This is a genomic window from Streptomyces rubiginosohelvolus, from assembly GCF_014649875.1.
GTDB classification, from domain to species: domain Bacteria; phylum Actinomycetota; class Actinomycetes; order Streptomycetales; family Streptomycetaceae; genus Streptomyces; species Streptomyces rubiginosohelvolus.
The window spans coordinates 114,569-138,708 of the sequence record NZ_BMTW01000012.1; the positions used below are offsets into that span (position 1 = coordinate 114,569).

Sequence of the window (24,140 nt, forward strand, 5' to 3'; positions counted from 1 at the left end):
TGGCCGAGCTGCTAGACGAGAACGACATACCTACTGGTTCCCGTACAAAGCGACCAGGCGCTCTCGACAGATGAATGTGAGAGGGGTCACCCTGTCAGACATCCACGCGGGGAGGCATGGATGGGCAGGAGCCGCAGAACAATCCCGGAGGAGCTTCTGTTGCTCGCTCTGGACCCGACCACGGGTACCACAGCGCAGCCACAGTCGCTCGACCTCGGCCTGGCCGGGGCACAGCTAGTGGAGCTGGCTCTGGCAGGACGGATAGCCCCTGACGGGGATCGTATCGCCGTGGTGATGCCACGGCCGACAGGAGATCCGACTCTGGACTCCGCACTGGAGCTGCTGCGCCGTCGTGGCAGCCCGGTCCGGGCGGTCCACTGGATCGGCGGGCCCCGGCTGGGGCTGCGTCAGATCTATCTCGCTCATCTGGAGCGGTGCGGCATGGTTCATGCCGTGGCGGGCCAGATGTGCGGGGTGCTGCCGACGACTCGCTACCAGGCGACGGAGACGGCGATCAGCCGGGACATCAGGAACCGGCTGGACAGTGCGATCCGCACCGGCGTACCGCCGGACCCGCGGACCGCGGCGCTCGCCGCACTGGCCCACGCGGTCGGACTCGGCAAGCACCTGTACCCCGGGAACGAGGGGCGCTCGTCGCGCTCCCGGCTCCGGGACCTGATCAGGCACGACCCGATGGGCGGACTCGTGGCGCACGCCGTGATGGACGTCCAGAACGGAGTGGCGGTCCAGCCGCGCCGTTCGCAGCAGGCAGCGGGCGTTCCGTTGCAGCCGCAAGCACAGGCCCGTCGCGGGAGCATGGCGCACACCGCCGCGAGCTGACCGCACGGCCCCGGCACACCACGGCAACAGCCTGGTGCGGCCGGGAACAACAGCACACCGCCGTACCGCCGTCAGTCATCACCGACCCGGTCCGGGAGCCGCACCACGCACGGGGCAGCCGGTAGTCACCATCACCGGCTGCCCCGTGCGCTTGCGCGCCGCCCCGCGCCCCGATGCGTACGCCCCCGTGCTCCGCGTGTGGCCATTTCCCAGCGCGGCCGGGGCCAGGGGTGGCAATCTGCTGAGCAGTAGATACGCACAGCTACATAGCCGGAGGTGCCGTTTCCGTGCCGTCCAACGTCAATCCCACTGTCAGGCGACGCAGGTTGGGCCAGGAATTGCGCCGCCTGCGCGAACTCAAAGGCATGACGGCCGAGGAAGTGGCGGAGCGCCTGCTGGTCTCGCAGTCGAAGATCAGCCGCCTGGAGAACGGCCGCCGCTCCATCAGCCAGCGCGATGTGCGTGACCTCTGCGGGGTGTACGAGGTCGAGGACGTCCGCATCGTCGACTCGCTGATGCAGATGGCGAAGGACTCGCGCCAGCAGGGCTGGTGGCACGCCTTCGGCGACATCCCGTACAGCGTCTACATCGGTCTGGAGACCGACGCGGAGTCGCTGCGCGTGTACGAACCCCAGATGGTTCCGGGGCTGCTCCAGACCCGGGCGTACGCCGAGGCGCTGATCAGCGGCGCGCTGCCGGAGGCCCCGCCGTCGGACATCGAGAAGCGCGTCAACGTACGGTCCCGGCGGCAGGACCGGGTCAACGCGCCCGAGAATCCGCTGCGGCTGTGGGCCGTGATCGACGAGTCGGCGCTGCGCCGGGTGGTCGGCGACAAGCAGGTGATGATCGACCAGCTGGAACACCTCGTCGAGCAGTCGCACCTGCCGCATGTCACCGTGCAGGTCCTGCCGTTCGACATGGGCGCGCACCCGGGCATCAACGGCCAGTACGCGATCCTGGAGTTCCCGGACGCCGCGGACTCCAGCGTCGTCTACATCGAGGGCGTCACGAGCGATCTCTACCTGGAGAAGGCGAACGACGTGCAGCGCTACAGCGTGATGTACGAGCACCTGCGGGCGCAGGCGCTGAACGTGGAGCAGACCCGGGAGTTCATCAGCAAGATCGCCAAGTCGTACACCAGCTGAATCCGGACAGTGAAGCGAGCGGCGGCGGGATTGTACACCGCCGCCCACGCACAGCAGAAGGCTTACTGGAGAAAGACCATCCGGTCGAGTGAACGGCCATCTCATGGACGGGGCTTGGCGAGTAGCGTCGATCACGCCAATCGGAATCAGGTTGGTGCGACTCCCCACAACTCTCGGAACCGGAGTGAACATGGCAATTCTTCAGGGTGCTACGGACCAGTGGACGAAGTCGTCGTACTCCGGGGGCAACGGCGCGTGCGTCGAGGTCAAGTCCCCGGTCGCGCTGTCCATCGCCGTGCGTGACTCGAAGGCCCCCGAGGGCCCCTCGCTCAGCTTCGTCCCCGGTGCGTGGAACGCGTTCGTACGCGATGTCGCCACGGGCTCGATCAACGCCTGACCAGCCGGCACCGTTCACGTATCACCGCACCACTCCGCATCACCGCGTTACCGCACCACCGCACCACCGCACCACCGCACCACCGCACCACCTGATGGAGCCCTCTCGACCGGTTCGCCGTCCTGGCCGAGGGGGCTCGGCATGATCCGGTGTCACCGCAGCCGGTCGACGTAACGGTCCGTCCCCGGCACGGTCGGCACGAACGGCGCGACCAGCTCGACCCGGCCGAGGCCGGTCTCCGCGACCGCCGCGTCGAGGCCGGTGAAGCGGCTCGCCCAGCAGCTCCGCGGGTCCTCCTGGAGGAACCACAGCAGGGTCAGCCGGGTGTCGACCCCTTCGACCTGCTTCACGTACGTCATCCGGTCGCCGGGCAGCGGTGTCGGCCGGAACACCGTGACCATGGCCGCGGGCGAGCCCTTCAGCCGCTTCGGGAGATGGCGCGAACGCAGCCATTCGAGCAACTCCGCCCGTTGCTCGGGCCCTTCGGCGTCGACGACCTGGAGGACGAGGCCCGCGTACGGGTGGTCGAGGGCGTGGAAGTCCCGGGGGCCGGCGGCCCCGTCGCGGTAGACAGTGGCCTCGTGGTCCTGGAACGCCGTGAAGACGTGGGTCCGGTCCTGGTAGACCCGGCCGTCCCGGTTCAGCCGCCGGTTGATCGCGACGGTCCACTTCATGTGGTCGTCGTAGCGCCCCTCGGTCACCCAGTACGTCGACAGATAGCATCCCGCGCCGACGGGCTGGGCGACCGCCGACTTCTCCGGATAGCGCAGCTCCTGGAGGTCCTTGGTGGCCACCCAGCGGCGTCCGGCGAAGATCCACGGCATGGCGGTGGCGCCCGCGTAGTAGTGGTCGTCCTCGTACCAGCGGTTGTACGCGTACTCATGGCCCGGATGCGGTTCGACCATGGTGATCAGCGCATGCCCGGGGCGGACCCCGTAGGGCCCCTCCCCCGCCAGCTCCGCATACCGCTCGCTGCCCGTTCCGCCGTCTTCGTCCACCGTCTCTCCCTTCCCCTTCCATCGGATCCCGGACCCCTCTACCCTGACGGACCGTCAGATGAACTGCCAGAGCCGGGAGGCGCCGATGTTGCTCACGGGGAAGACCGTCATCGTGTCGGGTGTCGGGCCGGGGCTCGGGCACCGGGTCGCGGAGACCGTCGTCCGGGACGGCGGGTGCGCGGTGCTCGGCGCGCGTACGGCGGCGAATCTCGCCAAGTCGGCGGCCGGGATCGATCCGGACGGCGGCCGCACGGCCTTCCTGCCCACCGACATCACGGACGAGGCGCAGTGCGAGGCGCTCGCCGCGCTGGCGGTGGAGCGGTTCGGGAGGATCGACGCGGTGGTCCATGTCGCCGCCTGGGACAGCTACTTCGGCGGACTCCAGGACGCGGACTTCGCCACCTGGCAGTCGGTCATCGACGTGAACCTCCTGGGGACGCTGCGGATGACCCGGGCCTGCCTGCCCGCACTCAAGGAGCGGGGCGGCTCGGTGGTGGTGATCGGCACCCAGTCCGCGGTGGCCGCGCCGTCGCAGGTGTGGCAGGCGGCGTACGCGGCGTCGAAGGGGGCGCTCACGTCGGCGATGTACTCACTGGCGCGGGAGCTGGGCCCGGACCGGATCCGGGTCAACACGGTGCTGCCGGGCTGGATGTGGGGGCCGCCGGTGCAGGCGTACGTCCGGTTCACCGCAGACACCGAGGGCGTACCGGAGTCCGAGGTGCTGGCCCGGCTCACCGAGCGGATGGCGCTGCCCGAGCTGGCCACGGACGGGGACGTGGCGGAGGCCGCCGCCTTCCTGACCTCCGACCGGGCCCGGGCGATCACCGGCCAGTCGCTGCTGGTCAACGCGGGTGAGCTGATGCGCTGACGACCCCGTACCCGTACACGTACAAGCGGCACCCTCCCTCTCGACTTCTCGGCCGCACGGGACCCGCATCCCGTGCGGCCTTCGCGCGTTGTCGCGCGCTCCCCGAACTTCTCCGGACTTCTCTTCACTTCTCTTCTGCACAGCCTGACGAAGTGCCCGCCCATCGTGTGGCCGCGGTCACGTTCGCGACAACGGCCCACAAGGTCAAGAACAAGTAAAATCGTTCGCCTTACTGACCTGAGTTCACATCCATGACCACTGACAGCCTTGACCGAGCCCCCTCGGAAGGGGTTCAATCCCCGAAGTCCCCGCTCCCGCACGGGGACACCGCTGAACGGCCGTACCGACGAAGTGCGTTCCCGTTCACAAGGCGGACCCCTGGAGGGGGACATGAACAGTCTCGACTGGGCTGTACTCATCGGCTACTTCGGCGTGATGGTCGCGATCGGACTCTGGTCGCACAAACGCGTGGACAACGTCAGCGACTTCTTCACGGCCGGCGGCAAGATGCCGTGGTGGCTGTCGGGCATCTCGCACCACATGTCCGGCTACAGCGCGGTGATGTTCACCGGGTACGCCGGCATCGCGTACCAGTACGGGGTCACGTCCTTCGTGACCTGGTCGCTGCCGATCGCCATCGGCATCTTCATCGGCGCGAAGCTCTTCGCACCCCGGCTGAACCGGCTGCGCTCGCGGCTCCATGTCGCCTCGCCGCTGGAGTACCTCAAGAACCGCTACAACCTGCAGACCCAGCAGGCGCTCGCCTGGTCGGGGCTGCTGCTGAAGATCGTGGACGTCGGTGCCAAGTGGGCGGCCATCGCCACCCTGTTGTCCGTGTTCACCGGTCTCTCGATCTCCCAGGGCATCCTGATCACCGGGGTCGTCACCGGGATCTACTGCACCGTCGGCGGTCTGTGGGCGGACGCGCTCACCGAACTGGGCCAGTTCATCATCCAGTTGTTCGCCGGGCTGGCGATGCTCCTCGCCGTGATGAGCGAACTCGACGGCTTCTCCACCCTGTGGACGGTCTGGGACGAGCTCCCCGACGGACACGCGGAGCCGACCGCCGGACCGTACACGGTGACGTTCCTGCTGGCGTTCCTGTTCATCAAGACCTTCGAGTACAACGGCGGCATGTGGAACCAGGCCCAGCGGTACATGGCCACCGACTCGGCCGCCTCGGCGACCCGTTCGGCGCGGCTCTCGGCGGTGCTGTGGTTCGTCTGGCCGCTCGTGCTGTTCTTCCCGATGTGGTGCGCGCCCCTGCTGGTCGACGCGCAGAAGCCGGACGCCTCCGACAGCTACGCCCTGATGACCGAACAGCTGCTGCCGCACGGGCTGTTGGGCCTGGTCATCGTCGGCTTCTTCTCCCACACGATGGCCATGTGCTCGTCGGACGCCAACGCCATCGCCGCCGTCTTCACCCGGGACATCGCCCCGACCCTGTCGAAGGCGGCACGCGGCTGGAGCGAGCGGGCCGGGCTGATCGCGGCCCGCTGGACCACGGTGGCCTTCCTGGCCCTCTCCATGGCCATCGCGACCCAGGTCAACTCGCCCACGTTCAAGGACATCATCACCGTCGTGATCAAGTGGGTCGCCGGGCTGATGGGCCCGATCGCGATCCCGTTCATGCTGGGCCTGCTGCGCCCGTTCCGGAAGTCCGGCCCGACGGCGGCACTGGTCAGCTGGGCGGCGGGTCTGATCGCGTTCTGGCTGGTCAACTACCCGGTCAACTGGGCGGTCGAGGGCGGAGTGCCGCTCCAGTACCAGGTGTCCGTACCGCTCGCGGTCTCGCTCGTGCTGTACGTCCTGATCGGCTTCGTGAAGCCGGAGGACACCCCGGAGCGCGACGCGGTCCTGGCGCGGATCAACGAGGGTGACGGGGACGGGGGTCACGGCGACGGTACGGGGACGGCCGCGACCGTCCCCGCGCAGGACGGCGGCCCGACCCCCGCGCCTCAGCCGCGCGGGTAGCGGGCGAACGGCCGCGCGGCCGGGCGGGCTTCAGCGGCTCTGGCGACTCAGCCGCGCGGGTAGCGGGCCAGCCAGCCGGGGGCGACGGCGGCCGGGCTGTGCAGGGCGGGGCCCTGGGTCATCTCCATCGCGAAGTCGTCGGCCAGTTCGAGGAGGGTGGCCCGCCCCTCCAGCTCCGCGAGCCAGGCCGGCGGCAGCGCGGTCTCCCCGTGCAAGGCGCCCAGCAGCGCCCCGCAGACCGACCCGGTGGCGCGGGAGGGGCCGCTGTGGTTCACCGCGAGCCGCAGCCCGTGCCGGATGTCCTCGCTGACCAGCGCGCAGTACACGGCCACCGCGAGGACCTCCTCGGCGGCGTCGCTCGCGCCCAGCGCCTCGATCAGGGCCGGGCCCGGGATGCCCTGCCGTACCGAGCCGAGGGCCCGGCGCAGGGCCTCGGTCACCGGCTCGTGGCCGGGGCGTTCGGCGAGGAGGGCCAGCGTGTTCTGCACCGCGCCGTCCAGGCTCTCGCCGCGCGCAAGACCGTGCACCATGACGGCGAAGGCTCCGGCGGACAGCTGGGCGGCGGGGTGGCCGTGGGACTGGGCCGCGCACTCGACGGCCAGCTGGAGCACGAGCCCCGGCTCCCAGCCCACGAGGAGCCCGAAGGGCGCGGACCGGGTGAGCGCGCCCGCGTCCCGGGCGGCGGGGTTCTTCGGGCGGTCGAGGGTGCCCATGACGGTGTCGCCGAAGCCGGCCAGGCATTCCCGGGCGGGATCGCGGCGGGCGTAGAGCCATTCCTCGGCGGCCAGCCAGCCGTTGTCCTCGCGCCGTTCGTCGGGCCCCCAGTCGTGCTGGGTGGCGGCCCAGCGCAGATGGGCCCGGTGCACATCGGTGGGCGGGTGCCAGGCGCCGGTGTCGCGGCGGACCTGGGCGCGGATCAGGCCGTCGACGGTGAACAGGGTGAGCTGGGTGAGGGCGGTGACCGCGCCGCGTCTGCCGTGCGCGGGGACGTAGTCGGCGACCCCTTCGACCCCGTGGGCGGCGCGGATCTCCTCCAGCACGAGCCCGCTGACCCCGGCCCCGAGCGCGTCCCCGACGGCCCCGCCGAGCAGGGCCCCGCGGACCCGGCTGCGGAAGTCCTGCTGTTCGGCCCGGCCCCAGACCGCAGCTGTGGTCCCTGTGCTCACCCCGCCGCCTTCCCGTCACCACGTGCTCGGATGCGCGGGCCTCTGCGGGCGACCGCGCAAGCACTGTAATCGAACGGGAACGGGCGGTAGAGAGGGCGACCGGGGTACGTACGGGTATGTCGACGGACGTCCTTGAGGTCGTTTTTGGGCGGTGGGCGGACGCCCCCTAAGGCTGCTCCCCGCCCCGGGGCCCCCTGCCCATGATCCGACGCACGTCGTCACGCATGACCGGGCCTCCCAGGTCGTACGTCTCCTCATCGGTGAGGAAGGGGCCGGCCCAGGTCCCATCTCCACGTCCCGGTCGTGCCTGAGCCGCCGCCGCGGTGAGCACGGCGTCGGCAAGCTCCGCCACCGTACGTCCGCCGCCGGTGTCGATCCGGTCCAGGCCGAGCGCGTCGACGGCGTCCACCATCAGCGCCTGGTAGCGATCGGTACGGGCCAGGAACCGGTCGATGAGCAGCCGCTCCCCCTCCGTCGCTTCCTCGTACCGCCCCGCGGCCCGCACCCGGTCGCGTACGACCGTGTCGTCCGCGGTCAGCCACACAGCGGCCGTAGAGGGCACGGTCAGCCGGGCGACCCGCTCGGGCCACAGCGCCGAGCCCTCCAGGACCAGCCCCGGCGCCCCGCCCCGCGCACGGTCGGTGATCAGCTCCTCGACACGCGGCCAGAGCCGTTCGTAGTGGGCGAGGACGGAGGCGATGAGCTCGTCGGTGGTCAACGTCCCGTAGTGCTCGGCGACATGCGGCGGTACCTCGTGCTCCGGGGTCCGCCAGGGCCGTCCCGGGTGCCGGGCCAGACCGTCCGTGGAGCGTTGCTCGAACCCGAGCCGCTCCGCCACCGCCTCGGCCACGGTCGACTTGCCGGTGTTCGAGGTCCCGCCGATCAGCACCACCCGCACATCACGCATACCCGCGAACCTACTGCCCCGTCCAGGCCCCCAGCCGCCCCCGCCGCTCCCGGGCCCACGCGTACCCCGGGTCCAGCTCCAGCGCCCGGTCCAGGTCCGCCCGGGCCTCCGGGATGCGGCCGAGGGCCTCCAGGGCGGCGGCCCTGCTGCCGTGGGCCCAGGCGTAGTCGGGGTCCAGGGCGAGGGCACGGTCGTAGCAGGCGACGGCCTCCTCGTACCGGCCCGTCGCCCGGTACACCTCGCCCCGCTCCCCCTCCGTCCCGGGCAGCCCGGGGTTCAGCTCCTCGGCCCGGTCCAGGTCGGCGAGGGCGCCCACCGGGTCGCCCAGGACCGTGCGGACCCGGGAGCGCCGCACCAGCGCCCAGGCGTACTCCGGCCACAGGGCGATCGCCCGGTCGAAGTCGTCGAGCGCCTCCTCGGGACGGCCCAGCACATGACGGACCAGGCCCCGGCTGCCCAGCGGCACGGCGTCGGACGGGTCCATCGCGTGCGCCCGGTCCAGGACGGTCAGGGCCTCCTCCAGGCGGCCCATCCGCCGGTACGTCTCGCCCCGCTCCCGCACCGCCCAGGCCCAGGCGGGGGCGATCTCCTCGGCCCGGTCCAGGTCGGCGAGGGCTTCCTCGTAGCGGCCGAGCGAGCGCAGGATCACCGCCCGGCCCTGGTGGGCGCGTTCGCTGCGCGGGTCCACGGCGATGGCCCGCCCGTGGTCGGAGAGCGCGGCGTCCAGCTCCCCGGCCCGGAACCGGTCCCAGGCCCGCGCCACGAGGGCGGCCGCCCGGTCGGTGTCGGTCAGCTCGGCCCGGGTCAGCAGGAGCCCGAGGGCGGCGGTGGGGCGGGGGCCGTGATCGGTTATGGCGGCGAGCAGGTCCCGGCCCCACTCCCGCAGTACGGCGTTGTCAGCGTCCTCGCCCGCGTCGACCAGGGTCCGGGCCCAGTGCCGGGCGCGGGACGGCCGCTGGGCGAAGAGTTCGATCCCGGCGCGCAGGGCCTCGGGCAGCGCGATGCGGGGGCGGGCGCACAGCCGGTGGTAGAGCACGTCGAGGGCCGCCCGGCGCCAGGGCTGCTCGGCCCAGAGGCGTTCCGGGTCGATGCCCTCGGCCGCCGCGTCCCGGCGGGCGGCGAAGGCTTCGGCCAGCCGGTCGTGCGCCGCCTTCCACCGCCGGGGAGAGCCCGTGCGCTGGAGGCGGAGCATGGGGGCCCGGACGACGGCGTGATAGCGGGACCGCCCGCTGTACGGCTCGGCGACGAAGGGCAGTTCGAGCAGCCAGTCGTAGAGCCCCGGCACGGCGTGCGGCCCGTCCGGCGGTACGGCGACGGCGACCAGGTCCTCGTCGAACCGGCGGGGCAGTGCGCAGGCGAGCGCGGCCGCCCGGCGGGCCGGGTCGCTCTCCCCGGCCAGAAAGCGTTCGACGGCCGTCGCGTTGGCCTCACCGGCCGCGCCGGGGTTGGCGGCGAGCGTCGACACCAGGACCGGCAGCCCGCCGGAGAGCCGCAGCACTTCCCGTACTACGGGCTCCGACACCACCCCGCGTTCATGGAGGAGTTGGCGCGATTCGGCCTCCGTGAAGGGCCCCAGCGGTACGTCGGCGACCAGCCGGCCCCGGTCGCCCCAGTGCGCGGGGTCGAGGCGGCGCTGGCCGGCCAGGGTCAGGACGAGGTTGGCGGGCAGTTCGCCGTACCGCCCGGGGGTCAGCAGGTCCGCCAGCCACCGGTCCAGTTGAGGGGCGGTGCGCTCGTAGGTGTCCAGGAACAGGGCGACCCAGGGCACGGCGTCCGCGACCCGGTCGAGCTCGGCGACGAACACCGGGGTGAGGATTTGGACCGGCTCCGCCAGCAGCCGGGCCTCCTCCACCTGCCGGGCCCGCCCGCCGAACACCGCCCGCAGCCCGCCCGCGCCGCGTGCCACGACCGCCGGGTCGATGCCCCCGGCCAGCGCCCCGACGACCGGTATCGCCCCGGCGGCGATCAGCCCGGCCTGCGCCGCCGCGAGCGCCCCGGCCGAAGGCCCCGCGCCCTCGTTGTCCGCCGCGAGCCGGCCGGCAGCCTCGCGGAGCGCGCGCCGGTAGGTGGCGAGCAGCCGGTCGAGCGCCTTGAGCGGGTGCCCCTGCTCGGCGAACTGCTCGGCGAAGGCGGCGAGTACGTCGGGTACGGAGTCGGCGCTCTCGTCGGCCGAGGCGGTCAGCGCTCCGAACTCCCCTGCGGCCTGGCGCCATTCCCGTAGCAGCGAGGTCTTGCCGACCCCGGCGTTGCCCCGCACATGAAAGACGAACCGGTGCCGGGGATCCTCGGGCGGCAGCGTGAAGTTGACGCGGAACAAGCCGAGTTCGGCCTCCCTGCCGACGAAGGCGGCACGCCGACGACTTTCGACGATCTGCTGGAGGGAGAGGCGGCGGGGGCTGGACGGAGGCATGAGGGTCAGTCTGTCAGCGGACCGCGACGTACGGGGAGCCGTACGCCTTCCGGCCCGGGACCGTCAACGCCGGGACCCTGGCCGCACCCCGCCGTCCACCGTCAGTTCCACGCCGGTGGTGAAGGTGGCCAGCGGCTACCGCGAGTTCGACGAACGCATGAGCAGCTCATGAGTACCAGCACTCATGATCGAGCACCCGCCGCTGCCTAACGTGGCCAGCATGGACACGGAAGAAGCAGCCACCGCAACAGACACCTCACCCGTCGCGAGCTCGCGGGGGTTCTACGGCTGCGTGATCGCCCTGATCGCCTTCTTCACGCTGTTCGCGCTGGGAGCGCATGCCATCACGGAGTTCGAGAAGGGCCTAGACGGCGACGGGCAGTTGGAGCAGCCCGGCCTTTCGGGCAGCGTGTCCCAGCCGCTCGGTCCCGGTACGACGGCTCGTTACGAGGACGGGCTGTGGGTCACCGTCAGCCGCCCCGAGCGACACGACGACGGCACCTACGGTGTCACCGTGACCTTCGAGAACGGCACCGACGAAGAACTGCGCCTCAGCAATGAGGAGTTCTCCGGCACGCTCGACGTCGAGCCCGGCGAGTCCGGCGAGGATTACGCCCCCGGCGACGACGTGAGCTGGCTGAACTGGGACGAGGTCGCCTCCGCCCTAGCGCCGCCCCTCCCCGAGGGCGAGGAGCGCACCGTCCCGGTCCGTCTGAAGCCGGAGCGGAAGGGTGCCCCGGTCACGCTGGAGGTCACCCCTCCGCACCCCGGCTACCGGGAGACGGCCCACTTCCAGCTCACCCTGGGCTGATCCCGCAAGCCCTGATGCGGGCCTCGGCCCAGGCGCGGGCGGCCGTCACGTCCTGCGTGGCCGTCGTCGGGCAGCCCCAGAGTCGCTCACCGCTGTGGATGGCTTCCGCGCGCTCCGCCGGGATGTCCGCCGGCGCGACGAAGGCGAGGCCGCGGCAGAGCGCCGTGAGGCCGGGCCGGATCAGCTTGAGGGTGCGGATGCGGTCGGCGGCGGCGGGCACGTCGCCGGATGCCGGCGGGGTGCGCCCTTCCGGTGGCGCGGGCATCAGGAGGATCGCCGCGAACGGTTCGGCGCGTTCCGTGAGGGCGCGCAACGCGTCGAGGATCACCGCCTGGGCGTGCTCCATGGGCAGCCCCGAGGCGTCGATCTCCCGTGGCTCCTGTACTGCGCTCCGTACGTCCATCGGGTGACCGTAACAGCATTAGCGACCATTGGTCACTAATGGGCGCACGCCTTCTCTGCGTACGCTGACCCCGATGAACAGCACCGGAGGGAACGGGCGGCCCGGACGGCCGGCGCGGCTGAGCCGGGAGCGGATCGCCGAGGCCGCGCTGCAGGGGGACGTCGCGACGCTCACCATGCGTGAGCTCGCGACGAGGCTCGGGGTCTCGCACTCGTCGCTGTACCGGTGGGTGCCCGATCGCGACGGCGTGCTGGACCTCGTCAGTGAGGTCATGGTCGAGCGGGTGCTCCCCGAGGACGAACCCGATGCCGGGAGCTGGCTCGACTGGCTGACGCGGCTGGCGTGGGCGATGCACGACGAGTTCCTGGCGGTGCCCGGGTACGCCGCGCATGTGGCCCACCCGCACCGCCATCACCCCGAGTCCTTCGGGCGGCTGCGCGGCAGAGCGATCGCCGCGTTCCGCGCGGGCGGCGCCGACGCACAGCAGGCCGAGGAGAACTGGACCGTCTTCGGGCTCGGCGTCGTCCGGTGGCTGGCCGCCGCGGGCAACGCCCCGGAGGAGCCGCCGTTCGGCCGCTACCTCGACACGCTGCTCCGCGGCCTGCTCCACCAGGACGGGGACCAGCGTCCGTACCGGCAGGCGGAGGCGACCACCTCGGCAGCCGCGCCCCGCTCCGTCGGCGACGAACACCTGCTCGCCCTCACCCGGAACCTCACGTCGGAATCGGCGAAGGCCCGGGAGCGAGCGTGCGAGACGATCTGCGACTGGGTGCGGTCCTTCGACCGGAGGGAGGTCCGGACACTGGCTTCTCTCCTCGCCTCGGCCGCCGTCCTGGAGCAGGACGAGACCTGCCTGGAAAGCGAGTTGAACGCGCTGGGCGAGCTCTCGGTGACGGGCTTCGTGGAGGCAGAGGACATCGCCGCCCTGCGCCGCCTGCCGCGCGAATCCGTACAAGTGGCAGACGTCGAGCACCTGGACTACCTGATCGAGGAATTCTTCTGACGTCTCGGCGACCCTCAGGCCCAGGGGTCGAAGGGGATCCCGGCGGGCTTGGAGTTGTTGAGGAGGTTGCGGAAGCGGTCGTCCTTGTCGGTGACCTTGATGGTCGCGGACCCGAAGTCGGCGTTCATGAGCTTGTCGCGCAACTCCGCGCTGGGGAAGCCGTTCCAGTCGACGATCGGCGGGTAGCGCCAGGTGCCGTAGTGGTTCTCCGGCGGCTCGTCGTTGCCGTTGGCGAGGCGGAAGAAGTGCGTGCTCGGACCGTCCTTGTGATAGACGGCCTTGGGGTGCGAACCGTCGAACCGCACTTGTGAGCGCGGGTAGGTCTTGACGGTGCTGTGCTGGGTGGTCGAGACGTAATCCACCTGGTTGGAAGCCTGGTTGACCCAGGAGATCACGTGCTCGAAGTCATGCCGGTGCCCGCCGAGTCCACTCCCGTGGACGGCCTGGTCCTTCTCGAAGTAGCTCGCGTAGACGATGCCGCACCAACCGTTGTTGCACTTCGAGCGGGCGTACGTCTGGGAGTTGTCCAGGTCCCACTGGTCCCGGCAACTGCCGTTGACCGCCCCGGAAGTCTTGAGCCCCGGAGCGAGCGTGCCGTCCGGGCCGATGGCGGGAGTGGCGTAGCAGCCGTCGCCGTCATAGTCGTAGGCGGGCGAGAAGGCCTGCTCGTAACCGCCCGCGTTCCGAGGGAGGCTGCCGGGCGGGTCGGCGTGGGCGGCGGAGGCGGTGCCCAGCACGAGGATGCCTGCGGCGGCGAGGACGGTGGCGGTGCGGCCGACTTTTCGGTTGCGTACGGGAACTGAGTCAGCCGGGGGCATCTTCCTACGGACCTTGCGGGGGAAATCCGACATCGACGAGGTTCGCATGACTTATATCGCTCCTGACTCAGCAGCACGTCACGACAGATGACTCCCGCAAGAATTGCCCGGGTCATGACAGAAAGAAACGGAAGACCGCCTACGAGTGGCAGACACAGGAACAGGACAGGATCGACAACATCCAGGCACGCGACAACCAGAAGGTCTTCGAGGGACGGGAGCGTCAATTGCAGGCACTCGCCGAAGAGTGGGCCAAGGCGAACCCGGGTCACTCCAACACCCGTTACACCATCACCGACGAGATCAACGGAGCCGCCTACAACGGTAACGACCGAGCCAAGGGACTGGCGGGCGGATGATGACGGGAACACCGGGGAAGCGATCGACGGTATCGGTGCGCGGAGCCGCGCTGCTCGGAGCAGCACTGATGATCCTGCCGGGATGCAGCAGCCCGAAGACGTTCGAGGTGTCGGAGCTCTGCGGAACGAAGGTCGATCCCGCCCTCGTCGCGCCTTTCCTTCCCGAGGGCGAAGAACTGAAGGTGGACGACAGCCTCACCGAAGCGGGGCAGCCGCGTTGCAAGGTGTACGTGGACGGCACGCTCCACCTCTACCTACGGGGAGACATCGTGGAGCCCGACTTCGACCCGCTGAAGGCCACGGAGCAAAGCATGCGACGGCTGGGCGATCCCGCTCCAGCCGACATCGGTGACGGCGCCACCATCGCGGACCACGGGGCAATGGCGGTGCGGGCATGTACCTACCAGGGCGAGAAGCGGCAGTATGTGCTTGATCTCGACGGCGTCGACCGACCCCAGGACACCGCTGAGCGTCGTCGGGCACTGGAAGAGTTCCTCCGCTCCCAACTTCCCGTCGCAGTGGAAGCGGAGGGCTGCCGCCCGTAAGACCGAGGCGGGCGGCGCGCTTGCCATCGAGTCCACTCGAAGTCCTACAGTGCGCGCACGATTCCGGAACCGGATCCGGAACCGATCCCAGCCACCCCGCACCGACCAGGGAGCTCGACCATGCTCTACCGCACACTCGGCGGCACCGGCATCGAGGTCAGCGCGTACTGTCTCGGCACGATGATGTTCGGCTCGGTCGGCAACCCCGACCACACCGAATCCGTACGCGTCATCCACGCCGCGCTCGACGCGGGCATCAACTTCGTCGACACGGCGGACATGTACTCCGCCGGTGAGTCCGAGACCATCGTCGGCAAGGCGCTGAGTGGGCGGCGCGAAGACGTCGTCCTCGCCACCAAGGTGCACTTCCCGATGGGCGAAGGGCCCAACCGGGGAGGAAACTCACGGCGTTGGATCGTCAAGGAGGTCGAGGAGAGCCTGCGCCGCCTCGGCACCGACTGGATCGATCTCTACCAGGTCCACCGCCCCGACCACACCACGGACATCGAGGAGACCCTCTCCGCGCTGACCGACCTCGTGCGGGCGGGGAAGATCCGCGCCTTCGGCTGCTCGACGTTCCCGGCCGAGGAGATCGTGGAGTCGCACGTCGTCGCCGAGCGGCGCGGGCTCGGGCGGTTCCGGACCGAGCAGCCGCCGTACTCGATCCTCGCCCGGGGGATCGAGCGGGCCGTCCTGCCGACCTGCCGGCGGTACGGGATGGGGGTGCTGACCTGGTCCCCGCTGGCCTCCGGATTCCTGACCGGGAAGTACCGCAAGGGCGGCGCCATCGACCTGACCAGCGGGCGGGCGGCGCTGCACCCGCACCGGTTCGCCCCGGAGGCCCCGCTGACCGCAGCCAAGCTGGAGGTCGTCGAGCAACTCGTCGCCGTGGCCGACAGCATCGGGACCACCCTGCCCCAGCTGGCGGTCGCCTTCCCGCCGGCCCATCCTGCGGTCACCTCGGTGATCATCGGACCGCGCACGATGGAGCAGCTGGAGGGGCTGCTGAAGGGCGCCTCGCTCACGCTGGACGACGAGACGCTCGACCGGATCGACGCGATCGTCGCGCCGGGCACCGACGTCTACCCGCCGGACGGCGTGTGGACCCCGCCCTCCCTGACCGATGTCGCCCTGCGCAGGCGGCCGGTGGGCGAACGCGCGGCAGCCTAGCCCGGCATCTCTACGACGCGGTGCCGGTGGCGGGCTTCCGGGCCAGGAAGCCCGCCACCGGCCTCTTCGCGCCCTCCTCCGGCGCTTGCAGCGTCTGTGCCGTGATCGCGAAGCCCGCCCGCTCCAGCAGTTCGGCGATCCGGTCCGCGGGAAGCCGGTAGCTGTCGAAGGGGGCGGGGTCGCCGTCGCCGTAGCCGTACGTCCGGCGCTGATGCTCCTCCTCGCCGACCCGGGTGACGAGGAGGAGGTGACCGCCGGGCGCCAGGGCCCGGTGGAACTCCGCGTATGCCTGCGGCAGTTCAGCCGGTGGCAGGTGGTGGGTGGAGTAGAACGCCAGGACGCCGCCGAGTTCGCCGTCGCCGGCCGCCAGCGCCGACATCGGGCCGACCTCGAAGCGCAGCTCCGGGTGGGCGGCGCGGGCCAGCTCGATCATCCTCGGCGACAGGTCGACCCCGAAGGCGTGGACGCCGAGTCCGGTCAGGTAGGCGGTCACCTTGCCCGGTCCGCAGCCCACGTCCGCCGTCGGCCCGAGGCCGGACGACGCGACCAGTTCCGCGAAGGCGGCCAAGACGGCGCGCGACACCGGGTCCAGCGCGCCGGGGTCCTTCACGAAGCGGGCGTAGTCGGCGGCGACGGTGTCGTACGACCGCCGGATCGCGTCCAGGTGTGCGCCCGCGTGCTCATCCAGGGGAAAGGAGTTCATCACCTCGCGACGTTACGCCTGCCTCGGGGGGGTGGCGGTGACCGTTTCCGTTCAGGCCGGGCAGATCCCCTCCGGAAGGCCCGACGGCAGGCCGCCGCGTTCGTCCGCCGTGAGGTCGCGGCCGACGACGGTGCACAGGTGGCGCTTCCAGAGTGCGGGGTCGAGGTGGATCAGGTCCAGGCGGCCGCGCTCTCCGTTGCCTCCGCCGAAAGAGCCTCCGGAGAGCGTACGGAGCAGGGTTCTGCCGTCCGGGGACGCGGCCAGGAAGTACTGGTGCGCCGCGAAGTCGTACGTCTGGAGGGCTTCGGAGTCCGAGAGCTGCTGGAAGCGCACCGAGCTGCCGTTCGCGACGAAGAACTCGCCGTCGGTTCCGGTGAAGCTGAAGACGTATCCGTCGCCCGTGAAGTGTTCGTCGGAGCCCAGCGGGCCGATGGGGCCGACGAGTCGGGTGGGCTGTTCGCCTTTCGCCGTTGACCACAACTCCAGCATGCCGCCGGGCGACTTGGCGGCGGCATAGCGACCACTGCCGTCCCGCCTCGCCCGCTCGATGTTCGGGCCCAGACTGACGCGCAGATCCTTGTTCTCCTTGCCGGTACGCAGATGAACGGAGTGCAGGACCGGTTCGCGGGCGGCCATGATCTGCACATAGCCCTTCTCGACGTGACTGTTCACGGCGAAACCCGAGTCGACGGCCGCCGGACGGCCCTCGCCGAAGCGAGGCGGGTTCTTCTTCGTCAGGCCCAGTGCGCGGGCGTCGATGGCGGGAGACAGGCGGCGGCCGGTCCTGGCGTCCCAGTGCTCGACCCGGCTGCCGGAGAGGGTCACGAGTTCGTCGCCGTCCTGGAGGAAGGTGAACGTGAGCGCTTCCGGGCCTCCGCTCCGGTCGACCGGGGGTTCGTGCGTGGTGATCTCAGCCACCTGGCGCAGCGACGGTATCTCCCGGATCTGGATCCGGTCGCGGTCGACCACGTCCGCCACGAGCGTCCCTGTGTCGTTCACCTGCAGGTTGCGTTCCAGCCCCTGGTCGTTCTGCGCGGCCCGGTCGGCCCATTTCACCTCGGTGGTGATCCGGCCGGACGCCGCGTCGACGAGCGCCAGCGTCTCGCCCTTGTCGCGCTTGTCGTAGTCCACGAGGTGGGCCAGCAGGGACTTTCCGCCGTCGACCAGGCGCGGCGAACCGAGGACGATGCCGGAACCATCGACGTCGCGCCGGGCCAGCGGCTGGGCCGTCACATGGTTGTCACCGTAGGCGACCATGGGAAGGACCGTGTGCTGCGCGTCTCCGAGGAGACGGCCGATGACCAGGTCGGGCGAGGGCGCCTGGGCCTGGGTCACGCTGCTGCCGCGTCGCGTGCCAACGGTTATCCACATCTCATGGTGGTTGGCCGTGAAGCGGTCACCCTTCTCGTCGACGGCGATGCTTCCGCAATCGCTGTTGTAGCCGGTGTCGTGGGTGTAGCTCTTCAGTGGTCGTCCGTCCTTCACGCGCAGGGCACGGTAGACGGCGACCTTGTCGTCGCCCTTCTCCACCCGACGACAGAAGACCAGCACGCCGCCGTCACCGGACAGCGCCGTGGTCGGGCCCTCCGACGAACTGTCGTCGACGTCGTCGGCCAGCTCACGGACCTTTCCCGTACGGACGTCCACCGCGTCCATCACGAGCTCGCCGACGCCCGTGCCGCGGCGGCCGACCACCAGGGTGTTCTCGTCGGGTCCGAACCACACGGACCTGCTCATCACAGGCAGGCGGCCCGGCACGTCCTGACGGCGTCCCGTCGTCAGGTCCCACAGCGTCAGCCGGCCGTCCACCATCGTGGCCAGGTGCCCGGCGTCCGGCGACAGAGCCATGGGCCTGTCCTCCTCCCTCGCCCAGCTCATGGAGTCGGATATCTCCTCGAACTCCGCACCCCGCAGGGGCTGCGGCGGACCGAGCAGGTCCTGCGGCGCGGCGGCGGTGACGTCGACCTCGTACCAGACCAACGCGCCCGACGCCGACACATGGGCGATCCGCCGGCCGTCCCGGCTGACCAGCGGATGGAAGGCCATCTCGTCGAAGTCGAGCTGGAGGCGCTGAATGCGTCCTCCGGCCTGGCGTACGAAAAGGGTGGCGCGACCGTTCTCCGTCGTCGCGAGCGTCACCGAGCCGTCGACGCTCATCGCCACGTCCCGGATGCTTCCCTCGGTCCCGCTCAGGATCCACGCGGCGTTCTTGACCTGGTCGTACCGGCGGAGCACGGCGTTGCGGGCCTCGGCCGTGGGCGAGATCGCGTACGCGCCCAGGGCGATCAGGGCGGCCTGCGCCGGGTCCTGCTTGGCGGCCTCGGCGGAGTACGTGGCCAGCAGCCGCGACCGGCCGTCCTCCTCGCGCTGCGTACTGACGCGCTCCTGGTAGACGAGGAACGTGCCGAGACCGACGATCAGCGCGAACACCACGGCCGCCGCGGTCCAGGCCGCACGAGCGCGGGCCCGACGGAGGCGCCTGTTTTGTCGCGCTCGCGCCAGAAAGTCGCGCTCCGGTTCATCGAGTTCGTACTCTCGCTCTCGCAACCAAGCCTCGATATAGGCAAGTTGCACATCTCCGGGTAGCAGCGCGGTCGGCCTCTCCTGCTGCGTCCAACGGTCGAGGTCATGGTTCAGCTCCGCGCGGCCCGTCAGGAACCGTTCGTCCTCCCGCACCTGATCCTTCAGCGCGGGCCACACCTCTATCAGCTTCTCGTGGGCCAGCTCGGCGGTCTCCGGCTCTCCCTGGCCGCCGCGCAGCACGAGCAGCCGCTCGGCGGCGAACAACCTGGCGAGCTCCCATGCAGCTTCGCCCGACACGTCGCGCGTGAGCCTGCGGCGCAGCGGCGTCCCACTCCCGGGCAGCACCCGGACCAGGCCCCTGAGCAGCCGGGCGGCGGCCACCGGCTCGCTCTCGCCGTACCGCTTCCAGGCCTTCTCGCAGTGCTCCTGCAGCGCCCCCTCGACCCCGTGCAGCGCCGTGTACGTCGACAGGCGCAGCCGGCCGGCGAACCGCTCGTCCCAGAGACGTTTCAGCAGGAACCCGAGGAGCGGCAGGTTCTCCGGCTCCCGGCACGCGTCGGCCAGGATGCGGTCGGCCAGGCCCGGTTCGTATGCCACCGCCGGAGCCTTCTCCACCGGTTTGGTGATCACGTCCCGAAGCTGGTTCTCCGACATCGGCATCAGGGGCATCAGCTGGGTGCCGCCCACCAGGGCGCCGAGGCGAGGATGCCGGAGCGCCGCGTCCATGAAGTCGGACCGAAGCGTGATGAGCAGGGGGAATCCGGCCGTCGGGCCGTCTGGCGGAAAGAGCAGTCCGGCGCCCGCGTCGAACTCCTCGTCCCCGAGTTGCAGGAGCGCCTCGGCCTGGTCGAGGACGACGAGACACCTGCCGTCCGCAGCGCCCCGCAGAATGTCCAGCGTCTTCACCAGGCCCTTGCCCGCCAGCCACTTCTCCACCTGGTCGACGCTCTCCGCGCGCCGGTCCCCGTACTGTCCGGTGCGCACGGCTTCGTAGAGGTCGACGGCCAGTCGGGAGAGCAAGGAGCCACCGGCGCCGGCGTTCACCACGACCGCGTCGTAGCCCGGCTCGCCCTCGCCCTCGCCCTCGTCCTCGCCGCCCCCGCGCCGCATCCGGGGAACCACTCCGGCCAGCGCCAGCGAGGACTTTCCGCAGCCGGACGGTCCGAAGAGCGTGACGGCCCCGTGCAGCTGCAGTTCGGCGACCACGTCCCCGATGTCGCGGTCGCGCCCGAAGAAGATCTCCTCGTGGCATTCCTGGAAGGTGTCGATGCCCCGGAACGGATCCCCGGCCAGCTCACGATCGAGATCGGGCAGCTTGGCCAGCGCGGCCTTGACGCTGATCGCGAAGGACTGCTGCGCGTCGTCCCGTTTGCGCTGGGACGCGACGACGATGCCCACCGCCGCACCGCGCCGCTCGTCCCAGACCGGGCTTCCGCTGTAGCCCGCCGTGATGTGAGCCGTCCGGCTGTCGGCGCGCGAGAGCTGGATCCAGTCCCCCGCCGACTTCCCGCTCAGCTCCCCCCGGTGCCAGACCACACCCAGTTCGTCGTCCGGGAACCCCACGACCCGCACCGGGCGGTGCGACAACGCGCCGGAGGCGGCCAGCGGCAGCGGGCGCGTGCCGGGAACCGTCTCGCGCAACCGCAGCACCGCCACGTCTCCGCACTGCTTGGGCGCCTCCGGTATCCACTGCTCGACCTCGGCCACGACGTGCCGTTCGGCGGCCCCGTCGACGAGCGGGAAGTCGACCAGCACCTCCTCCCCGGCGGTGACCGGGAGGTCGCGCGCCCTCCCCAGGGCGTCGGACACGACATGCGCACAGGTCAGCACCCGGTCCGCGGTGACGAGGAAGCCGCCTCCGACGATCGCCCCGGTCACTCCCCCGACCCGGACGACCGCCGCGTTCAACGCCTCGTCGGCGCTCAGCGCCTCTTCCCCCGACACCATGACCCCGTGACCCCCGTGACCCCGGTGACCTCCGTCAGCCGGTCAGGTCAACGTACGTCCTGCGCAGGCTCGTTCGCATCAGCGGCATCGCTTTTGTGCCACGTCAGGCTCACCGAGAAGTTGGCCGCCGTCGCGGTACTGGCGATGACCACGTCCGCCTCGGCCGACAGCGACACGCCGAACTCCAGCGTGACCTCGTCCGGGGCGTTCGCCATCCCCCGGAACCTGCCGACGAAGCTCTCCGCGACCGGCCGCACCGTGTCCAGCATCTGCCCGAAAGACCGCCCCGCACGGGCTACGGAGCGGTCGCCGCGGCCGACCCGCACCAGGGATTCGTCCACCTCACGGATCTGCACACGGATCGTCTCGTCGCTGCCGTCTCCCAACGGCACCTCGACCGTGCGGACAGGGCTATCGCTCAACTCGACCTCCAGCGTCGGGAGGAGCGATCATAACGAAGCCAACCAACCGCACGGCCGCGGGCGTTACCGTCCTCAGCTCGGCAGCACCGGCAGCAGGTCCGGCAGATGACCGTCCGACGCCGTGGCCGCCGCAACGCGTTCGGCGGGAACCTCGCCGTAGAGCGTCGTACGGGGACGGGACGGGCGGCCCGCCAGGTCGGCGATGGCCTTCAGGTCCTGGATGGAGCGGTACGAGCCGTAACTCGACCCCGCCATACGCGAGATGGTCTCCTCCATCAGCGTGCCGCCCAGGTCGTTCGCGCCCGAGCGGAGCATCTCCGCCGCCCCCTCCGTACCGAGCTTCACCCAGCTCGTCTGGATGTTGGTGATGTGCGGGTGGAGGAGGAGCCGCGCCATCGCCGTCACCGCCCGGTTGTCGCGGTCCGTCGGGCCCGGGCGGGCGATGCCGGCCAGGTAGACCGGGGCGTTGGTGTGGATGAAGGGGAGCGTCACGAACTCCGTCAACCCGCCTGTCTCCTGCTGGAGTCGGGCCAGCGTACGGAAGTGGCCGAGCCAGTGGCGGGGCTGGTCGACATGCCCGTACATCATCGTCGAGGACGACCGCAGACCCACCTCGTGCGCTGTCTTGATGACCTCCAGCCAGGTGGCCGTGGGCAGTTTGCCCTTGGTGAGGACCCAGCGGACCTCGTCGTCCAGGATCTCCGCCGCCGTCCCGGGGATCGAGTCGAGCCCGGCCTCCTTGGCGGCGGTCAGCCAGTCGCGGATCGACATCCCGGTGCGGGTCGCGCCGTTGACGACCTCCATGGGGGAGAACGCGTGCACGTGCATGCCGGGGACGCGTTCCTTCACCGCCCGCGCGATGTCGAAGTACGCCGTGCCGGGCAGGTCCGGGTGGATGCCGCCCTGCATGCAGACCTCGACCGCGCCGACGTCCCACGCCTGCGCCGCCCGGTCCGCGACCTGGTCCAGGGAGAGGGTGTACGCGTCGGCGTCGGTGCGGCGCTGGGCGAAGGCGCAGAAGCGGCAGCCGGTGTAGCAGACGTTGGTGAAGTTGATGTTCCGCGTGACGATGTACGTGACGTCGTCGCCGACCACGTCCCGGCGCAGGGTGTCCGCGATCCGGCACAGCTCGTCCAGCGCCGGGCCGTCCGCGTGGAGCAGGGCGAGGGCCTGGTCGTCGGTGAGCTTCGTCGGGTCGTCGTCGGCCTGGCTCAGGGCCTGGCGTACGTCGGCGTCGATGCGGGACGGGACCATGCCGGGGGCCGCCGCCTCGCGGAGCGCCTCCCAGTCCCCGTACACCTCGTCGAAGTCGTTACGGCGGTCGCCCGTGCGGCCCTCGGTGTCGATGGTGGCGTGCAGATCGGTACGGCCCGAGGAGGTGAACCCCTCGTCGGGCTCCTGCCAGGGCAGTCCGGCAGGAATCGCACCCTCGCGGGCGAGGCCCGTCTCCGGGTCGGCCAGGGCGCGGACGTGCGGGAGGAGCCGGGGGTCGAGCCAGGGCTCCCCGCGCTGGATGAACTCGGGGTAGATGGTGAGGCGTTCGCGGAGGGTGAAGCCCGACTCGGCGGTGCGCGCGGCCAGTTCGTCGATGTGCGGCCAGGGGCGTTCCGGGTTGACGTGGTCGGGGGTGAGGGGGGAGACCCCGCCCCAGTCGTCGATGCCCGCGCCGATGAGGAGCGCGTACTCGGCGTCCACCAGGTTCGGCGGGGCCTGGATCCGGGCGGACGGGCCGAGGATGTGCCGGGCCACCGCGATGGCGGCGGCCAGCTCCTCCAGCTCCGCGTCGGGCATCCCGCGCATCGCCGTGTCCGGCTTGGCGCGGAAGTTCTGCACGATGACTTCCTGGATGCCGTGGTAGGCGCGGGCCGTCTTCCGCAGCTCGAAGAGGGAGTCGGCGCGCTCCTCGTACGACTCGCCGATTCCGATCAGGATGCCGGTGGTGAAGGGCACGTTGGAGCGCCCCGCGTCCTCCAGCACCCGCAGCCGTACCGCCGGTTCCTTGTCCGGGGAGCCGTGGTGCGGGCCGCCCGGCTCGGACCACAGGCGGGTCGCCGTCGTCTCCAGCATCATCCCCATCGAGGGGGCCACCGGCTTCAGCCGCTGAAGATCGGTCCAGGTCATGACGCCCGGGTTGAGGTGGGGCAGCAGGCCCGTCTCCTCCAGGACCCGGATCGCCATGGCGCGTACGTACGCGAGGGTGTCGTCGTACCCCTCCGCCTCCAGCCACTCCCGCGCCTCCGGCCACCGGTCCTCGGGGCGGTCGCCGAGCGTGAACAGCGCTTCCTTGCAGCCCATCGCCGCGCCCTCGCGGGCGATCTTCAGCACCTCGTCCGGGGACAGGAACATCCCGTGGCCCGCGCGGCGCAGCTTTCCGGGGACGGTGACGAAGGTGCAGTAGTGGCACCGGTCACGGCAGAGACGGGTGAGCGGGATGAAAACCTTGCGGGAGTACGTGATCACACCCGGCCGGCCCGCCGCTTCCAGGCCCGCGTTCCGGACACGGGCGGCGGACGCGGCCAGATCCTTCAGGTCGTCGCCGCGCGCCTGGAGCAGGACGGCGGCCTCGGTCACATCGAGGGCGACACCGTCGCGGGCACGTTTGAGCGCGCGCCGCATGGCGTTGGAGGTGGGACGTCCGCTCTGAGGATCGGGATCGGGATCGGTCATGAACCGAGCATACGAGCGAGGCGCGCGCACCGGACCAGGGCCCGGGACCTGTATGTGCAGGCCG

At 70.9% G+C, this 24,140-nt stretch carries 20 protein-coding genes; 10 read left to right on the forward strand and 10 right to left on the reverse strand.

Going from position 1 to position 24,140, the window contains the following annotated elements; all coding sequences use genetic code 11:
- Positions 1 to 120: 120 nt before the first annotated feature.
- The 3 genes from IE134_RS24490 to IE134_RS24500 all read left to right on the forward strand — a co-directional run bounded on the left by IE134_RS24490 (position 121) and on the right by IE134_RS24500 (position 2,382).
- Complete coding sequence (locus IE134_RS24490; protein WP_006125323.1) at positions 121 to 840, forward strand: GOLPH3/VPS74 family protein; 720 nt, start codon at positions 121 to 123, stop codon at positions 838 to 840.
- A gap of 287 nt (positions 841 to 1,127) precedes the next feature.
- The gene (locus IE134_RS24495) at positions 1,128 to 1,985 is read left to right on the forward strand and encodes a helix-turn-helix domain-containing protein (protein ID WP_030710698.1); all 858 of its coding nucleotides are present in this window, start codon (positions 1,128 to 1,130) and stop codon (positions 1,983 to 1,985) included.
- A gap of 190 nt (positions 1,986 to 2,175) precedes the next feature.
- The gene (locus IE134_RS24500; RefSeq protein ID WP_032787552.1) at positions 2,176 to 2,382 is read left to right on the forward strand and encodes a DUF397 domain-containing protein; all 207 of its coding nucleotides are present in this window, start codon (positions 2,176 to 2,178) and stop codon (positions 2,380 to 2,382) included.
- A gap of 152 nt (positions 2,383 to 2,534) precedes the next feature.
- Here IE134_RS24500 and IE134_RS24505 read toward each other — a convergent pair whose 3' ends face one another.
- Positions 2,535 to 3,380: a hypothetical protein gene (locus tag IE134_RS24505; RefSeq protein ID WP_098896029.1), complete on the reverse strand. Its 846-nt coding sequence runs from the start codon at positions 3,378 to 3,380 to the stop codon at positions 2,535 to 2,537.
- Between the two features lie 85 nt (positions 3,381 to 3,465).
- On the opposite strand from IE134_RS24505, the gene IE134_RS24510 reads away from it, so the two are divergent.
- Positions 3,466 to 4,248 carry an SDR family oxidoreductase gene (locus IE134_RS24510; RefSeq protein ID WP_030710702.1) on the forward strand — a complete coding sequence of 261 codons (783 nt, stop codon included), beginning with the start codon at positions 3,466 to 3,468 and terminating at the stop codon, positions 4,246 to 4,248.
- A 390-nt stretch (positions 4,249 to 4,638) separates the two neighbouring features.
- A complete protein-coding gene (locus IE134_RS24515) occupies positions 4,639 to 6,222 on the forward strand; it encodes a sodium:solute symporter family protein (RefSeq protein WP_098016639.1) in 1,584 nt (527 codons plus the stop codon).
- Between the two features lie 47 nt (positions 6,223 to 6,269).
- Here IE134_RS24515 and IE134_RS24520 read toward each other — a convergent pair whose 3' ends face one another.
- The 3 genes from IE134_RS24520 to IE134_RS24530 form a co-directional block, all read right to left on the reverse strand.
- Positions 6,270 to 7,388, reverse strand: coding sequence for an ADP-ribosylglycohydrolase family protein (locus IE134_RS24520; protein WP_030710706.1), 1,119 nt, complete (start codon positions 7,386 to 7,388; stop codon positions 6,270 to 6,272).
- Positions 7,389 to 7,554: 166 nt separating this feature from the next.
- On the reverse strand, positions 7,555 to 8,295 hold the full coding sequence (locus tag IE134_RS24525) for an AAA family ATPase (protein WP_189431736.1): 741 nt from the start codon (positions 8,293 to 8,295) through the stop codon (positions 7,555 to 7,557).
- A 10-nt stretch (positions 8,296 to 8,305) separates the two neighbouring features.
- Entirely contained in the window at positions 8,306 to 10,705 is a 2,400-nt protein-coding gene (locus IE134_RS24530) for a tetratricopeptide repeat protein (RefSeq protein WP_189431738.1), read from the reverse strand.
- Between the two features lie 220 nt (positions 10,706 to 10,925).
- Here IE134_RS24530 and IE134_RS24535 point away from each other — a divergent pair, with 220 nt between their 5' ends.
- Positions 10,926 to 11,516: a hypothetical protein gene (locus IE134_RS24535; protein WP_229823726.1), complete on the forward strand. Its 591-nt coding sequence runs from the start codon at positions 10,926 to 10,928 to the stop codon at positions 11,514 to 11,516.
- Here the strand turns inward: IE134_RS24535 and IE134_RS24540 are convergent.
- Positions 11,503 to 11,919, reverse strand: coding sequence for a hypothetical protein (locus IE134_RS24540; protein WP_030710716.1), 417 nt, complete (start codon positions 11,917 to 11,919; stop codon positions 11,503 to 11,505). The two genes, IE134_RS24535 and IE134_RS24540, sit on opposite strands and share 14 nt — an antisense overlap.
- Positions 11,920 to 11,992: 73 nt before the next feature.
- Between IE134_RS24540 and IE134_RS24545 the strand changes: the two genes are divergently transcribed.
- On the forward strand, positions 11,993 to 12,922 hold the full coding sequence (locus IE134_RS24545) for a TetR/AcrR family transcriptional regulator (protein WP_030710717.1): 930 nt from the start codon (positions 11,993 to 11,995) through the stop codon (positions 12,920 to 12,922).
- A 14-nt stretch (positions 12,923 to 12,936) separates the two neighbouring features.
- Here IE134_RS24545 and IE134_RS24550 read toward each other — a convergent pair whose 3' ends face one another.
- Complete coding sequence (locus IE134_RS24550) at positions 12,937 to 13,788, reverse strand: NPP1 family protein (protein WP_030710718.1); 852 nt, start codon at positions 13,786 to 13,788, stop codon at positions 12,937 to 12,939.
- A 179-nt stretch (positions 13,789 to 13,967) separates the two neighbouring features.
- On the opposite strand from IE134_RS24550, the gene IE134_RS34470 reads away from it, so the two are divergent.
- The 3 genes from IE134_RS34470 to IE134_RS24565 all read left to right on the forward strand — a co-directional run bounded on the left by IE134_RS34470 (position 13,968) and on the right by IE134_RS24565 (position 15,814).
- The gene (locus IE134_RS34470) at positions 13,968 to 14,099 is read left to right on the forward strand and encodes a hypothetical protein (protein ID WP_257135977.1); all 132 of its coding nucleotides are present in this window, start codon (positions 13,968 to 13,970) and stop codon (positions 14,097 to 14,099) included.
- Entirely contained in the window at positions 14,096 to 14,644 is a 549-nt protein-coding gene (locus tag IE134_RS24560) for a hypothetical protein (RefSeq protein WP_050513628.1), read from the forward strand. Before IE134_RS34470 ends, IE134_RS24560 begins: the two co-directional genes overlap by 4 nt.
- 120 nt (positions 14,645 to 14,764) lie before the next feature.
- The gene (locus IE134_RS24565; RefSeq protein WP_030710725.1) at positions 14,765 to 15,814 is read left to right on the forward strand and encodes an aldo/keto reductase; all 1,050 of its coding nucleotides are present in this window, start codon (positions 14,765 to 14,767) and stop codon (positions 15,812 to 15,814) included.
- A 10-nt stretch (positions 15,815 to 15,824) separates the two neighbouring features.
- Here the strand turns inward: IE134_RS24565 and IE134_RS24570 are convergent, their stop codons facing one another.
- The 4 genes from IE134_RS24570 to IE134_RS24585 all read right to left on the reverse strand — a co-directional run bounded on the left by IE134_RS24570 (position 15,825) and on the right by IE134_RS24585 (position 24,076).
- Positions 15,825 to 16,517 carry a class I SAM-dependent methyltransferase gene (locus tag IE134_RS24570; protein ID WP_030710727.1) on the reverse strand — a complete coding sequence of 231 codons (693 nt, stop codon included), beginning with the start codon at positions 16,515 to 16,517 and terminating at the stop codon, positions 15,825 to 15,827.
- Positions 16,518 to 16,568: 51 nt separating this feature from the next.
- Positions 16,569 to 20,987, reverse strand: coding sequence for a S1 family peptidase (locus IE134_RS24575; RefSeq protein ID WP_189431741.1), 4,419 nt, complete (start codon positions 20,985 to 20,987; stop codon positions 16,569 to 16,571).
- A 47-nt stretch (positions 20,988 to 21,034) separates the two neighbouring features.
- Positions 21,035 to 21,409, reverse strand: coding sequence for a CU044_2847 family protein (locus IE134_RS24580; RefSeq protein WP_032768190.1), 375 nt, complete (start codon positions 21,407 to 21,409; stop codon positions 21,035 to 21,037).
- 72 nt (positions 21,410 to 21,481) lie between these two features.
- Positions 21,482 to 24,076, reverse strand: a complete 2,595-nt coding sequence (locus IE134_RS24585; protein WP_189431743.1) for a bifunctional FO biosynthesis protein CofGH — start codon at positions 24,074 to 24,076, stop codon at positions 21,482 to 21,484.
- Positions 24,077 to 24,140 lie beyond the last annotated feature (64 nt).